At 58.1% G+C, this 13,890-nt stretch carries 10 protein-coding genes; 3 read left to right on the forward strand and 7 right to left on the reverse strand.

Annotation, left to right across the window (positions count from 1 at the left end):
* Nucleotides 1-1,690, forward strand: a 1,690-nt coding sequence (locus JYJ39_RS12975; RefSeq protein WP_205204875.1) for a response regulator, incomplete at its 5' end; no start/stop codon positions are given.
* 512 nt (nt 1,691-2,202) lie between these two features.
* On the opposite strand, the gene JYJ39_RS12980 is transcribed toward JYJ39_RS12975, so the two are convergent.
* Genes JYJ39_RS12980 through JYJ39_RS13005 form a run of 6 tightly spaced genes read right to left on the reverse strand, consistent with a single transcriptional unit; the run spans nt 2,203 to nt 10,966 of the window.
* Entirely contained in the window at nt 2,203-4,347 is a 2,145-nt protein-coding gene (locus tag JYJ39_RS12980) for an AAA family ATPase (protein WP_205204876.1), read from the reverse strand.
* Complete coding sequence (locus JYJ39_RS12985; protein ID WP_205204877.1) at nt 4,344-4,838, reverse strand: hypothetical protein; 495 nt, start codon at nt 4,836-4,838, stop codon at nt 4,344-4,346. The genes JYJ39_RS12980 and JYJ39_RS12985 overlap by 4 nt, the downstream gene beginning before the upstream one ends.
* Complete coding sequence (locus tag JYJ39_RS12990) at nt 4,838-5,323, reverse strand: TetR family transcriptional regulator (RefSeq protein WP_205204879.1); 486 nt, start codon at nt 5,321-5,323, stop codon at nt 4,838-4,840. The genes JYJ39_RS12985 and JYJ39_RS12990 overlap by 1 nt, the downstream gene beginning before the upstream one ends.
* Nucleotides 5,320-7,467: a hypothetical protein gene (locus tag JYJ39_RS12995; protein ID WP_205204880.1), complete on the reverse strand. Its 2,148-nt coding sequence runs from the start codon at nt 7,465-7,467 to the stop codon at nt 5,320-5,322. The genes JYJ39_RS12990 and JYJ39_RS12995 overlap by 4 nt, the downstream gene beginning before the upstream one ends.
* On the reverse strand, nt 7,464-9,584 hold the full coding sequence (locus JYJ39_RS13000; protein WP_205204881.1) for a site-specific integrase: 2,121 nt from the start codon (nt 9,582-9,584) through the stop codon (nt 7,464-7,466). The genes JYJ39_RS12995 and JYJ39_RS13000 overlap by 4 nt, the downstream gene beginning before the upstream one ends.
* A complete protein-coding gene (locus tag JYJ39_RS13005) occupies nt 9,581-10,966 on the reverse strand; it encodes a hypothetical protein (protein WP_205204882.1) in 1,386 nt (461 codons plus the stop codon). The genes JYJ39_RS13000 and JYJ39_RS13005 overlap by 4 nt, the downstream gene beginning before the upstream one ends.
* Before the next feature lie 54 nt (nt 10,967-11,020).
* Between JYJ39_RS13005 and JYJ39_RS13010 the strand changes: the two genes are divergently transcribed.
* A complete protein-coding gene (locus JYJ39_RS13010; protein ID WP_205204883.1) occupies nt 11,021-12,307 on the forward strand; it encodes a YifB family Mg chelatase-like AAA ATPase in 1,287 nt (428 codons plus the stop codon).
* Entirely contained in the window at nt 12,304-13,518 is a 1,215-nt protein-coding gene (locus tag JYJ39_RS13015; protein ID WP_205204884.1) for a multidrug effflux MFS transporter, read from the forward strand. Before JYJ39_RS13010 ends, JYJ39_RS13015 begins: the two co-directional genes overlap by 4 nt.
* Here the strand turns inward: JYJ39_RS13015 and JYJ39_RS13020 are convergent.
* A complete protein-coding gene (locus JYJ39_RS13020; protein WP_205204885.1) occupies nt 13,498-13,890 on the reverse strand; it encodes a rhodanese-like domain-containing protein in 393 nt (130 codons plus the stop codon). The genes JYJ39_RS13015 and JYJ39_RS13020 overlap by 21 nt on opposite strands.

Here is a 13,890-nt window from a genome sequence, read left to right on the forward strand (position 1 = left end):
ACAATCTTCAGCTATTGAAACTTCGGCGAAAAGACGGTGGTGGCCGGACGGTTACGAAAGTCTTGAGATTGAAGTTTCAGAACGCACTGCCGCATTGAGTGAAGCCCTCAGCCGGCTCAACGGTTTCATGAATATTGTTCCGTCAGCTATTGCCATTGTCAATTTTAATGGTCATGCAAAGTATTTCAATCCGGGTTTCGAACAGTTTCTCGGCTACACCGTTGAAGATATCCCAGACATGGAAAACTGGTGGGTGACCGCCTACCCAGATACAGACTACCGGTTGAAAATTCGTCATGATTGGGAAAGTGCGCTTCTCATTTCTGCCAATGGCGGCGCTCCGATTAAAGACTTTGAAGCCCGAGTGCGTACAAAGTCCGGCTCATTTGTTTGGATGAGTGCTTATGTACAGGTTGCAGATGGGACCATCTACATAGCGATGGTCGATACAACAGCTCGAAAGCTTCAACAGGAAAAAATCATCTCATTGAATGATTCGCTTGAACGACGTGCGGTTGAAGCAGAAGCGGCAAACAACGCTAAAAGTGCATTCTTGGCCAATATGAGTCACGAAATTCGGACCCCGATGAATGGGATTCTGGGAATGGTTCATCTGTTAAGGCGTAGCGCGCTTTCAGGAGAGCAGTTGAAAAAGCTGAACGTCATTGAATCCTCTGGCAAGCATCTCTTGGCCATCATCAGCGACATTCTCGACCTCTCTAAAATTGATGCTGGAAAAACCAAGCTGAACAAAAAAGACTTTGTGCTTGCCGAGGTACTCGAATCGGCGCTCTCTATTATTCGGATAGGTGCGCATGAAAAGGGCGTCAGTCTCAAGCTCACCACTGAGAACCTTCCTCATTCGGTGCACGGAGACCCTGTCAGGTTGACGCAGGCATTGGTCAACTACCTCGGGAACGCGTTGAAATTTACCGATGCTGGCTCAATTACTTTGGCTGCCAGTGTGGCCGAAGAGCATGAATCGAGCTACCACATCCAATTTTCAGTGAGTGATACCGGCATTGGCATCCCTGAGCCAGAACAGCAGAAGGTTTTTCAAGTCTTTGAACAGGCTGACAACTCGTCAACCAGAGCTCATGGCGGTACGGGCCTAGGCCTCGCTATCACACAACGGATTGCCAACATGATGGGCGGAAAAGTTGGCCTGGACAGTACCGAGGGAAAAGGTAGCGCGTTCTGGCTGACCGCTTATTTTGGTAAAGCTCAGGCGCCTGAAGAACAACGACAAGAAGAGATTCTCGGTGACTGCGTTGAGCTTATTCAAAGCAAGCATTCAGGCAAAAGAATCCTCATCGTAGAAGATGAGCCAATCAACCAAGAAATTGCTCGGGGACTTTTGGAAGATATTGGTCTGTGCATCGACACAGCAGATAATGGGGCAGAAGCTGTACAAATGGCACGTGAAATTCGCTATGACTTGATACTGATGGATATGCAAATGCCCGTCATGAATGGCATGGACGCCACGAAGGGAATTCGCCAAATGTCGAGTTGTGCCACTGTTCCGATTGTGGCGATGACTGCGAACGCTTTTACTGAAGACCGTGAAAAGTGTCTGGCAGCTGGGATGAACGACTTCATGACTAAGCCGACGGACCCATCCAAACTATTCGAAACGGTGTACCAATGGCTTGAATCTCCACCTGTATCAACATTAGGGCAGGAGTAAAGGTACGCAATACGCGTCATTAGATGTTCGAGGCCGTCAGGTGCTGAAAGGCCTTTGAGAATTGATTTGCCGACGGAGTCGGAGCGCAGACTCAAGGTCGGCTTGGATGGCAGTGTGATTTTGTTCAACGTCAGCTCATGAAATGCAGCGGCCATCCAAAAGGCAGGTTTGATGCTTTGACGAATGGCGGCTCCTGGCCGGGTTGAGGCAGTGCCACCGGCAAATTGTTCGCCGAATACCAGCCATTCGGCGGAGGCGGACGAGGCCCTAGCTAACCAAATTGTAAGGAGCCCTCGACCGACGGCTCATGGCCGAACCCAGACCTTGGGGCTCTGCCCCAAACCCCGCACTCGCCGTGAGGCAGCCGGGGCGGGTTAAAAACCAACCCACCCCAGCAGCCGGGAGCATGGTCGCTACATCGGCGTCAAGGGCTTTCGCGGCATAAACGGGTACCCTCCCGCTGCGCGGGCCCCTCCCATTTATTCCACGACCCTTGACCCCGCCTTCGCTCGTCATAGCTCAAACCCCGTCGTTCTGTTTGCCCGCCGCGCTATCGCTTCACCGAACCGGTCCTGATCGACGATGTTCAGCAAAACCAACTCGCGCGCCCGTGTAACGCCCGTATAAAGCCATTCCCGTGTCACTAGCGCACCATCCCCAGCCATGAGCACCACCGTCGCCGCAGAACTGCCCTGCGCCTTGTGGCAGGTGATCGCGTAGGCCAACTCGACATCCGCCTCTGCCTCCTGGGGCAATTCGCGGGGTTTTTGCTCTCCATCGAAGTGAACCTGCACCCGCTCGCCATCAATGGCAACGACGGTGCCGAGCAAGCCATTGAACAACCCGTGCTTGTAGCGGTTCTGCGTGACGATGATCGGGTCACCGCCGGCGACGGTAGCCAGCGGGCCAAGGCGGCGCGTCGGGGTGCTGTCGCTTCGGCGTTTGGCAGATTCAACCTCGTTCCAGGCATCCACCGTCTGCCGTCGCGCCGCAATCAGCATGAAATCGTCGCTGCGATGCAGGGTGTCCATTTGCGCTGCGTCGATGGCGTACACGCCCCTCGGCTCACCATTCCACAGGGGCAGGACGGGCGCAATGCCGCTTCTGATCTGTTGGGCCACCAGGGGGATCACACTGCCCTCGGCTTGGCGCAACACCTTGGTCAAAGTAGCGACACGCGAACCCTCCTCAACGAGGTCATGAAAGATTTTGCCGAAGGCAACCGGGAACAATTGCCCATCATCACCGGCCAGCAGAATCCGCGCGCCCTTGGGCAGCCGCTTGAGCAGTTGATAGAACGTCGGGGTGTCCATCATCCCCGCCTCATCGATGACCAGGAGCGTCCTGTCATTGAACTCCACCTCGGGTCGGCGGTTGTCAGGCGGGTTGTCCAGAATCTGGATCAGGCGGGCCAGGGTGTAGGCAAGCCGGGGCGCACCGTGGGACGATGCCCCTCGGGAGAGTTGCAGTGCGGCCTTGCCCGCCAATGCGCCAAACACGACGTTGCCGCGCTGGCGCTCCCAGATGTAGGCCAACACCTTCATGACGGTCGTCTTGCCCACGCCAGCCCCGCCCTGGAGGACGGCAAGGGGAAGGCAGATCAGTTTGCGCAAGGCAGCCGCCTGCTCGCTCGTGAGGGTGAGGTCGCACGCCTGTTCGGCATCAGCGATCAGGGCGGTAAGGCGCTGCTCGTCGGGCAGGAACAGACGGGCGGGCGTTGCCTTGATGTCCTTGAGCATTCGGGCGACTTCCTCTTCCAGCCACGCCGCGCCTGGCGCACGCAACAGTTCGCCGCGCTTGGCAAGGTTGCCGTTCCGTTCGGCGTGCTGCAAGGCTAGTTCCGCATTGACACCGCGAAGGGCGAGCATTTCCCTGATCGTCGGCTCGGTGGCAGCGCTGTTGCCTTCGCTCAATATCTCGCGCCAAACGCTCGCCAGCGCCCCCATGAGGCGGGCAGGGTGACGTTCAATTTCCTCGGCGGCCACCGCGTCGCGCAAGACGTGCTTGCCGACGCGATCCGCGACCTTCCATTCCGTGAGGTAGGCAGCGAGGTAGGGGTTGCTTCTTAGGCGGCTGATGGCATCGACGCCCGCACAGAAGCGCCACAGACGGTTGGCGACACGCGGCTCGCGCAGGCCAAGCTTTTCCAGAAAGACGAGGAATTCGGCTTCGGCCAGCCGTACCTGGTCCGCTGCCGACTTCTCTGCCATGGCAGAGAAGAGCTGTGCGGTCATGCGGGCAGCCAGTGCCGGCTTGTCGGGTTCGAGGACGCCGGCAACGTCGTCCATGTGGGCGGGATCGGACAGGACGTGGATCAGGTCATGGCCGTAGCGCTGCATCAACCGCTCAGCGCGTTGCGGGCCGATGTTGGGGACGCGCTGAAGGAAGGGGCCAAGCAGATCGCCCAGCACCGCCCGGCGCTTCATGAGCTTGGTTTCGACCTGACGGTGCAGGCGCTTGAATTTGTCGGTGTAGTTGGACCACTGACCTTTGACGGCAAAGGTGTCACCGGCCACCGGCAACTCGGTGCGCCCGAGGTAACGCACGCGCACCTTGTCGCCTGCGGGCGTTTCGCCGACGAAGATCGCGCCGTACTCCAACGTGGAGACCACGCGGGTGACGGTGACATCCTCGGCAAAGGCGAACCCTGCGCTCACTGGATCGTCACCCACACACCCTTTTCGACCGCCTGGAGTTGGGCACGCAAGCGTTCATTTTCTGCTTTAGAGGCCGCCAGTTCGGTTGAAAGACTCTGGATGCGGCCCAGCAGCTCCTCACGGGCGGAAATCGCTTCTACGGCCGCCTGCGAGGTTTCCTGCACTGTTTTGGACTGGAGGATCAGCCGCTGCTTGATCGCCTTGTCGGCATCAGTTGGGTTGACGCGAGCGCCGATGGTGAGCACCCCTTGCCCTTCGGCGACGCAGTTGATGAGCTGCGTCAACTCCTCGCGCTCGAACAGGTATTTCTCCTGCGTGGGCTTGAGATCGATGGCCTGGGCCACGGCGCGGACATTGACCTTGCCATCGGGCGTCATGGGCAGGGTGGGCTGGCGGGTGGCTTCCGGCTGGGCGAGGTAGGCACCATCGCGCTCGTCCAGCCATGCTTCGAGGCGAGCCTTGATGCCGGGGATGACGGACGGGCGCGGCATCAGCGCTTTCCTTTCGTGATGGGGATGACCTTGCTGGCGGCACCGGCTCGCATCTGTTCCAGCAGGGCGTCGTAGTCGCGCTGGAGCTTTTCGTGTTCGGCCTGAAGCCGCTGCAAGTCAAGTTCGGTGATGATGTGCCGGTTCTGCAAGGCGTCGTACTTCTCCTTCCAACTCTCGGCACGCTCCTGGAAGGTTTTGCGCACACGCATGCGCCCCACCGTTTCCTTCTTCTTCAGGGTATCGAGCCAGAGTGCCGCACGCTCCTTGAGCGCTGTGTTGTCCTTCTTGTAGAACGTCGCCTCGTTGATTCCGGCGCGACGGGCAATCTCTGCCATCGATACGGCCCCGCCATTGTGCGGGTAGATACCGCCGTTGTTCGCCATGTCGCCGGCGATTCCGCGAATGGCATCGTCGACCTGACGGAGCGTCTTTTCGGTACGGACGGCACCGCGTTTGGCGGCGGCAAGTTTGTGCTGTTCACTCATGCGGCCTCCGCAACAGGTTTGGACTCCTCGCACAGCGCGAGCAGGGATTGAACCTCGGGATCTGTTTGGTACTTTGCTGCCAGATCAGGGAAGTTCACCCATTCGTCCTGCGCGTTGTCGAGGGTCGCGGCCAGCACCAGCAGTTGTCCATCGTCGCGGGCCTGCCGCGCAATGTCGAGGTACTGTTCGATGCTCTGTTCCACATCACGTCGTCTGCGGGCAAAGACGATCCGGTTGTCACATTGCGGCTGGCAGTTGGCTGTATTGGGTTCGCCCTTCGATCGCTTCTTCTGGCACAGACCATCCTCGCCGGGCGCCTTGGAGCAGACGATGTTGGATTTGATCAGACGCCAGCCCTGACCTTGCATGGTGAGCAGGAGTGCGAGGTCGTAGGCACTACCCTCGGTCCAGACGCGCCCGGATTCATTGAGCTTGGCATCTTCGTTGCGAACGGCGGTGATCAGGCGGGCCGTGCCGGAGCCACCGTGCGCGGGCAAGGCGGTGCCGTTGTTCATGGCCTCGTGAATCTCCTCCAGCGCTTCGGCACAGTGCATGATGCGCAGCTCGCGCAGTACCTTTTCTGCTTCTTCGCGCACGCCCGGATCGCAGAGGATGTAGTGCAGGGTCATTTCGATGCTCTTGTGGCCAAACAGGCGCTTGAGTACCAGGGGTGAGTTGAACAGCGCGACTCCGGCGAGGCGGCCGATGGTCTTGCGGAAGCGGTGGGCGTGGACATTAGCCCCGCCAGGCTTGGTGTCCATGTTTAGCCGCTGGGCAAAATAGTAGAGGGCTTGATTGACGTTAACCTGAGCATTTTCGCCAGCCGAGCCGCCGACGCTGATACTCAGCCACAAGCTGTTTCCAAATCGAGGTGATGAAGGTAGCCCATCTTCCAGTCGCCTTGGCAGCCAGTCCATAGCCGTTGCAAGTCGCTCTTGCTGTCCCAGACATTGGCGAAGAATCTCCGGAGCCGGCCACTGCCGAGCATCACCAAATAGATTGCCAGTTAGTTTGTAGGTATATCCGTTTAGATAGTCGTTGGAATCGTGTCCGATGGATATGCAACCACGCGAAAGGGTAGTGACTTCTCCAATCCGCCCCGCACTAGCGAGCAACGTGACAAAGAGATGGGCCGCTTGAAGCGTGATGCACAGAGTAACGATATGCTCCCAATTACGTGGCGGCCATTCACGTTGGTCGGCGCCTTGCTTGCCATTGGCTGTTGATAGCGGGAATGGGGGGGAAAGCGGTTTTCCAGCCCGGTCGGTCCATGGGTTGTGCTCCATATGTGCCCGAATGTGTGCCTGAATGCGCTTACCGATAGCCCCCTTGGTAACCGTCCAGTTTATGTCCTGAAGCGCCTGCGGTAATTGCTCTAAGAGGCGTAGAAGATGTGGGCCCAGTTCCTGTATGACCCATAGTACGCGTGGGCCGATCTCGGCAAGCCAGTGTTCTGGAAATGGAATGAACGGCTCCGATTTATTCTGAAGCGGATTAGTGGCCGACTGTCGACTGGGGTTGGTCGTCTGCCGAATATCTGGCAATGGTCGCGTATCGGACCAAACACCTCTCGCTACAAATGTATCCAGACGTTCTAGTTCGATTCTTGTGGCATTGTCAGAACTGAGCTCGTGCATGTCCGCCTCGGTAAGGCACCGATATAGACCGACTGCGCTTGGATCGCCTGCCTTGCGCCGTATCGCGCGAGCGGTAATACACGGCCAGATTGTGTAAAGATGAGTCGCAATGCTGCTTGGCTTTGGGCGCATTCCCTTCCGATGCCCGTGTCGACCCGATGGAACCAAGCGCATGAGCAGGGCAAGGCGTGTAAGCGTCAGTACGCCTTCATCAACCAGAAGATCAACAGGGCTTGCTGAGGGAATTTCCTTCGCCAGATAAGCTTGCAAGCGCCGAGCAAAGTCGATGTCTCGTAGTGCTGCCGCCATCGTGCTTGGTGCTAACGCTTTTGATGTTTGCCAGTGTCCCCAGAGATTGCCATGACCGACTAGTTCCTGAGCCAAGAGAAGATCGTTTGCTTCAAGATGCTGGATATCTTCCGCTCGAAAGTGTTGCAGGGCGCCGAGGCATCCTTCGTGAATTTGGTCGTTTGAGTTAGCAGTTTGCAAATATCCTGGGGCGTTCATATTGCCTCCTCAAAGTCTGTAACGTACCCAAGACCTGGAACTAAGTGCTCCCCGGACAAAATTCGGTTCTTCCACTTCTTGCGCGAAGCTGCCACGAAGTCGACTTGGTAAAGCGTTTCAAGCAGGTATTCGCCCACACCTAACTCCGCATCAAACTCCCCGCGCAACCATGTCTCGCGGGGCAGGTGATCGAACATTGCTATCAATTCCTCAACGCGCATTGCGATGCCATCCAATGACTCGGGAAGGAATTTTGCATTCGGGCAATCCTTTAGGCACCGATGTGTTCCGCACAGTCGGCCCGCTTTGTGGTCCGGCGCGATAGATTCGGGTGGGTGTCGAGGATCAGCGCATCCTGCCCCGATGCGACTCTTCATCAATTTGCGATATTCATTTAGTCGTGCTTCCATTTCTGGCGTTAGTGGACCATGACGCACGAGTTGAGCGAGGATAGTTAGATCAACCCTTCCTTTCCCCAATTCCGCAAAGAGGCTTGTCATGAAATGGCGCACTTGTTGATTGTTTTCTGAGGAGAAGATGTTGTTTTCGAGGTAATTGACGGTGCTACCGACCCTTGAATGTCCCAGAGCGAGCATCACGGCTAAGATGTTGCCGCCTGACTGCTTGTAGACCCACCGGGCATAGATGTCACGGAAGTCCGAAGGTTTTACCGGAGGGATAGCGGGCTTACCCTGCTTATGTCGCTTCTGGTTGAGTTGCTCCACAACCAAGCCAAGGTAGGTTATGGGCCGCGGCTCTCCTTTACGCTCATATCTGGGTAGCTTCATACCATCGATCCAATTGATTTGATTTCTTCGATCAACGTATAACCAGACGCTGCGGCAACCTCTTAGAAGTTCCTGCACGTGCTTTACTTGCTTGGCAATTGTTTCTTCGTTTGCACCATTTGCAAGCGTGCGTGCTAGTTCAGAACTGGCCGCTTGGTAGTCCTGTTTCAGCTTCTCTCTTAGGGAATGAACGCGGACGAGGTAGTTTGCGACGATCATTGGGGTGCTGGATGCGTTCTTTTTTAGCGCAGAGCAGAACTGTGTCTTTCCTCGTGCGCGCGGCTTGTCTGACGATAATGTGATTTCCTGATCGTTATTGTCCGATAGGACAAGTTGCCGTTGGTCCTTGGGATGGTCGGCTACTAAGAATGGAGAGGTGGCGTCCAGATTGCTCAGCGTGCTTGGGTTCCACCCGCTATTCATCAAGGCAAGGTGATATGCAACCTCTGCTTCTTCAACAGTAGGAAACAGAACTGCTCGCATTTCGCAAAACGCCAGTCCGTGATCGCTCAACGATTGATGAGATTTCCAATTTCCTATGAGTTGCTCTGCTGACGGCAAGGTTTCTCCAGTTTTCTTTTGAATCTCCCGAAAGTGATGCCAATTCTTGATCCGACGCTCTTCCTGTTCACCTAGATCAGTGGGAGGTTCGCCCGCGAGTCGCTTCTCAGCCTCGGCACGAATCACGTCATTTTTTGCCCAAGCGCCTCTCACAACTTCCCATGCCTGCTTGAGTGCAACCTTGAGTTCGCGCGCCTGTTCGTCGGAGATTAGGTTTCGTATCGGCTCACCTGATTTTGGTGGCACCCATAGCAGGGCCGGTATCCGCAGCAGCCTCCGTGCGTCATTGACTATTGAGATGAATGTTACGAAATTCTTGTTTCCTAAACCTTGACGATGAGCTGCGGCTTCCTGAATCTCATTTAATTGGTTTACTGAATCTATTCGCTCAATTCTGCTTCCGTTTCGGGCTAGGTCATTTTCAAAATGATCAAAGAACCGCCACCAAGCCCGCAATGCTGAGGTATATCGCTTGACGGAACCAGAGCCTAGCAATACGCAGCGTGCCTCAATTGAAGGGGCCAGTTCGGCAATAAGATTTGGGCGACCAGTGAAGGCCCCCCCCCAAACTCCGGCCTTTGGTCCAAGGGGATGAGGATTGGCGACCTCACCATATGCAAAAGGATGTAGATCAACCAGAGTGTTCTCGGTGGGGTGATTGGTCCAGAAACGTAGGGGATCGTTGCTTTTTAACGAGACGATTTGTTCGACTCGAGAGACGTTCCCATGTGCCTTAAGGTGGTCTTTGTTCTTCTTTCCGATGCTCATTCTTTATCCTCAGAGCTGTCCCCTTCGTCCAGCTCCACCCACTGCCGCGTCATGGTGAGCGGCACGCGCATCTTGGCAAACAGCCAATGCAGGTAAATTTCCGTGGTGCGCGAACTGGCGTGACGCAGTTGTGGCTTTATTTCCATCTGAATGACGGTCGTCGCAGTGTCCCTCAAGGCCAACGCCATGGGATGCTCTATGCTGATGTTGGGCGTCTTGAGCACCTGTTCAATCAATTCGGCGTGCTGCTTCATACGCTCTTCAAGGTAGCGGCAAGCCCACCAGTCGCGGCCTTGATGCGGTGACCAATGTTCAGGCCCCTGAACGCGGCTCCAGAACGCATAGATTTGGTCGCCCGTGTAGCGTAGCCCCGTCACCGGATTGAGGAACAGATGAACGGTTTCCTCCATGATGCGACGTGCCTCGGCAGGCTTCACGCCCTTGAGCCGCTGCTTGAGCGCCATTGGCCGCTCCTTGTTGCGATATGCGTGCAGGCGCTTTGCAATCCAGAGTGGAACGTGAATCTCGCCTTCCGGTCCAATCTTGTCGTCATGATCGATGCCGTACTGCTTGCCCTTGGCACCGTAACGGATTGTCACGATGACGGATTGCGCTTCTTCCGGCTGATCGGGATTAACGATCTTCCATTCCTTGGGATCGAGCGGAAGAGTATCCATCCGCCAACAAGCGGCTTCCTCGCGGCGTATGGCGGTGTTCAGGATCAGGTCAACGATCAGCCCTTCGGTGGCACCAACCACCGGGCGCTGATGCACGCGCTCGCGCCATGCCTCAATCTCTTCCACTGAGGGAAAGGACAGGGTGCGCTTGTTGACCTTGACCTTACCCTTGCGGGATTGCACGACCTTGGCCTCGTGGCTGCGGCTGTTGTCGTGACTGCCCGCGATGTAGGTCGTAGTGGTGGTGGGGATGACAAAGGCCGGACGCAGACCTTTGTCTGCCGCCCACATCTGGAATTCCAGAGCGATCTGCACGCGGGGATTGACGGTTTCCGGGGCCAGCGGGCGGTTGTCTGCCGACCAGATGCCTTTCAGCATTTCCTGCTGGTAGCGGCCAATCAGATCGCTCACATAGTCGCCGCGCATCAGGTCGACGGATCGCGTGTCAGCCCATTCCAGCGCGTTAGCAAGCCAGCGCGCAAAGTTCAGCATGGATACGCGGCTAGGTGGGATGGGGTTTCTTTTCTCGCCGCGCCATTTCGGTTCCCAATACCCCAAGCCCCGGTCGATCAGGAATTGATTCGGTAGCCGGGCATAGCCCGGCTCAGGATCGAGGATGAAGGGCTGATGGGAGAGCGCCCCGTACCCTGCTTCGCCGAGCAGTTTGGGATCGGCATAGACGACTTTGTAACCGTAATCGGGCATTTATTATTTACTTGTAGGATAATGCAATTATATTCTTAAAAACTATCTAAGCAAGTGTTAACTTGTCAATCCGATAACGGCCGTTTCGACCTGCCTATTGCCCTCGGCATCCTCGCCGCCAGTGGTCAATTGCCCGCCAGCCGCCTGGCAGGTTACGAATTTGCCGGTGAGCTCTCCCTCTCCGGCGAACTGCGCCCGGTCCGCGGCGCATTGGCCATGATGCTGCAGGCCAGCGGCGACGGGCGCTGCTTCATCCTGCCTGCCGCAAGCGCCGCAGAAGCCAGCCTGTGTGGCCAGGGCAATCTCCTGGCCGCAAGGTCGCTGCTTGAAGTATGCGCTCACATCAATGGCGCACAGCAATTGTCGGCACCCGAAACCGATGCTGCCCGCCGTGAAGCCGTGTTTCCCGATCTTGCCGACGTACGCGGTCAGCATCAAGCACGCCGGGCGCTGGAAATTGCCGCCGCCGGCCGCCATTCGCTACTGCTGAGTGGACCGCCTGGTACAGGTAAATCCATGCTGGCCAGCCGTCTACCCAGCCTGCTGCCGCCCTTGAGCGAGGAAGAAGCCCGCGCCTCCGCCGCCATCCTCTCCCTCACCAGCCAGTTCGACCCTGGCCGCTACGGTACCCGCGTCTATCGCCAACCGCATCACACGACTTCCGCCGCGGCCTTGGTGGGCGGAGGCAACCCGCCCCGTCCCGGTGAAATCAGTCTGGCTCACCACGGCGTGCTTTTTCTCGACGAGCTACCGGAATTCGACCGCAAGGTGCTGGAGACGCTACGCGAACCTCTGGAAAGCGGCCGCATCCATATCGCCCGGGCAGGTCGGCAGGCCGATTTCCCTGCCGCCTTCCAGCTGGTCGCGGCGATGAACCCCTGCCCCTGCGGCCATCTCGGCCAGGCGCGCTGCCGCTGCACGCCAGATCAGGTAACCCGCTATCGCCACAAACTCTCGGGGCCACTGCTCGACCGCATCGATATTTTCGTCGACGTCCCGCCGCTCCCTGCCACCACCCTCGCAGCCACGGCAGACGGCGAAGATTCTGCCACGGTACGCGCGCGCGTCAGCCGCGCCTGGATAGAGCAGCAGAGGCGGCAGGGTAAAGCCAACGCCCACCTCGCCGGTCGCGAGATCGACCAATTCTGCGCCCTCGATGATGCAGGAATGCGCCTGCTGCAACAGGCGGCGGAACGGCTGCAACTTTCTGCCCGCGCCTGGCATCGAATCCAGCGACTGGCGCGCACCATCGCCGACCTGGCTGCCAGTGAAACGATCCTCCCCTCCCACCTGCGCGAAGCAATTCAATATCGCCGCTTTACCACCGACATCCACGCATGACCCTGCACGCAGCACCCCAACGCGGCCTGGCACTGCTCCTGGCCGCACTCTCCGCCATTGGCCCGTTCGCCATTGACACCTATCTGCCGTCCTTTCCGGATATCGCCGCACGCCTGCAGGCGACACCGCTGGAGGTGCAGCAAACCTTGTCCGCCTATCTGTTCGCCTTCGCCGCCATGACCCTGTGGCACGGCGCAATCGCCGACCGTTTCGGGCGCCGACGTGTCATCCTCATTGCCCTGGGCCTGTTCGCCCTGGCGTCGCTCGGCTGTGCCTTTGCCACCAGCATCGGCCAACTCTGGTTCTGGCGGGGGCTACAAGGCGTCACCGCCGGTGCCGGCATCATCATCAGCCGCGCCATCGTCCGCGATCTGTACGATGGCGCACCGGCACAACGGCTGATGGCCAACATCAGCATGATGTTCGCCCTGGCCCCCGCCCTGGCCCCCCTCATCGGCGGCTGGCTGCAGGCCACCTGGGGCTGGCGTTCGGTGTTCGGCTTCCTAGTCGTGGCAAGCGGGCTGCTGCTACTTCTCTGCGCCTACCAGCTGCAGGAAACCTTGCCGCCGGAAAAGCGCCAATCCCTGCGACCCGCTTATCTGCTCGGTGCCTACCGCAAGATATTCAGTTCGCCACCGTTCCTCTTTGCCTGTGCCGCACTATCGCTGAACTTCAACGGCTTCTTTCTCTACGTACTGTCCGCTCCGGTGTTCCTGATGCGCCACCTGAACCTGCCGGAAACTGCCTTTCTCTGGCTGTTCGGCCCCGGCATGCTGGGTCTGATCTGCGGCTCCTGGCTGGCTGGCCGGCTGGCCGGGCGCGTTTCAGCGGGCAAAGCCGTCTATTACGGGCACCTGGTGATGGGCGCAGCTGCCCTGCTCAATCTGCTACTGAGTGGCATCCTGCCGCCCGGGCTACCGTGGAGCATCCTGCCGATTGCGCTCTACACCTGCGGCATGGCGCTGGCCATGCCCAGCCTGACGCTTTTCGCACTCGACCCCTTCCCACAGCAACGCGGCCTCGCCGCTTCCTGCCAGACTTTTTTCCAGGCCGCCGCCAACGGTCTGACGGCAGCGGTGATCGCGCCCCTGCTGTGGGATTCGACCTTCTCCCTCGCCCTCGGCATGGCCGGCTCCTTGCTGCTCGGCAGTCTGGCAGCGCTCGCCTACCGGCGCACGTTGGGCAGGAATTCAGCTTTGCTGCCAGGGTAGGCCACGGAAACGCCAGCCGGCCTGAGTGCCACGGTGAAAGTTGTCGTCAAGTGGCCCCTCGAATCCCTCGGTCACATTGATCACCTGCGTAAAACCGGCCGCTTCGAGCACCAGACCAGCATCCACAGAGCGCTTGCCGCTACGGCAGATGAGCAGCACCGGACGCGCCAGATCCTTCTTCACCAGACGCACCACCTGCTCGGCAAAATGCCGGTTAACCTCCCAGTCCGGCGCTTCCTGCCAGGCAACGTGCTCGGCACCGATAGGGTGACCAACGTACATGTGTTCGATTTCCGTGCGGCAATCGACAAGTACCGCCTCCGGATGCTCGGCCAGATACGCATACGCTGCGCTTGGATCAAGATGCTGCAT

Origin of the sequence: Azonexus hydrophilus, from assembly GCF_905120355.1 — a bacterium.
Taxonomy (GTDB): Bacteria; Pseudomonadota; Gammaproteobacteria; order Burkholderiales; family Rhodocyclaceae; genus Azonexus.

Coding starts and splice junctions, on each gene's coding strand:
- JYJ39_RS12985 (WP_205204877.1), bottom strand. CDS start 4,838: ATGCCGCGCCCGTCCGTCATCCCCGGCATCAAGGCTCGCCTCGAAGCA.
- JYJ39_RS12990 (WP_205204879.1), bottom strand. CDS start 5,323: ATGAGTGAACAGCACAAACTTGCCGCCGCCAAACGCGGTGCCGTCCGT.
- JYJ39_RS12995 (WP_205204880.1), bottom strand. CDS start 7,467: ATGAACGCCCCAGGATATTTGCAAACTGCTAACTCAAACGACCAAATT.
- JYJ39_RS13000 (WP_205204881.1), bottom strand. CDS start 9,584: ATGAGCATCGGAAAGAAGAACAAAGACCACCTTAAGGCACATGGGAAC.
- JYJ39_RS13005 (WP_205204882.1), bottom strand. CDS start 10,966: ATGCCCGATTACGGTTACAAAGTCGTCTATGCCGATCCCAAACTGCTC.
- JYJ39_RS13015 (WP_205204884.1), top strand. CDS start 12,304: ATGACCCTGCACGCAGCACCCCAACGCGGCCTGGCACTGCTCCTGGCC.
- JYJ39_RS13020 (WP_205204885.1), bottom strand. CDS start 13,890: ATGCAGCATCTTGATCCAAGCGCAGCGTATGCGTATCTGGCCGAGCAT.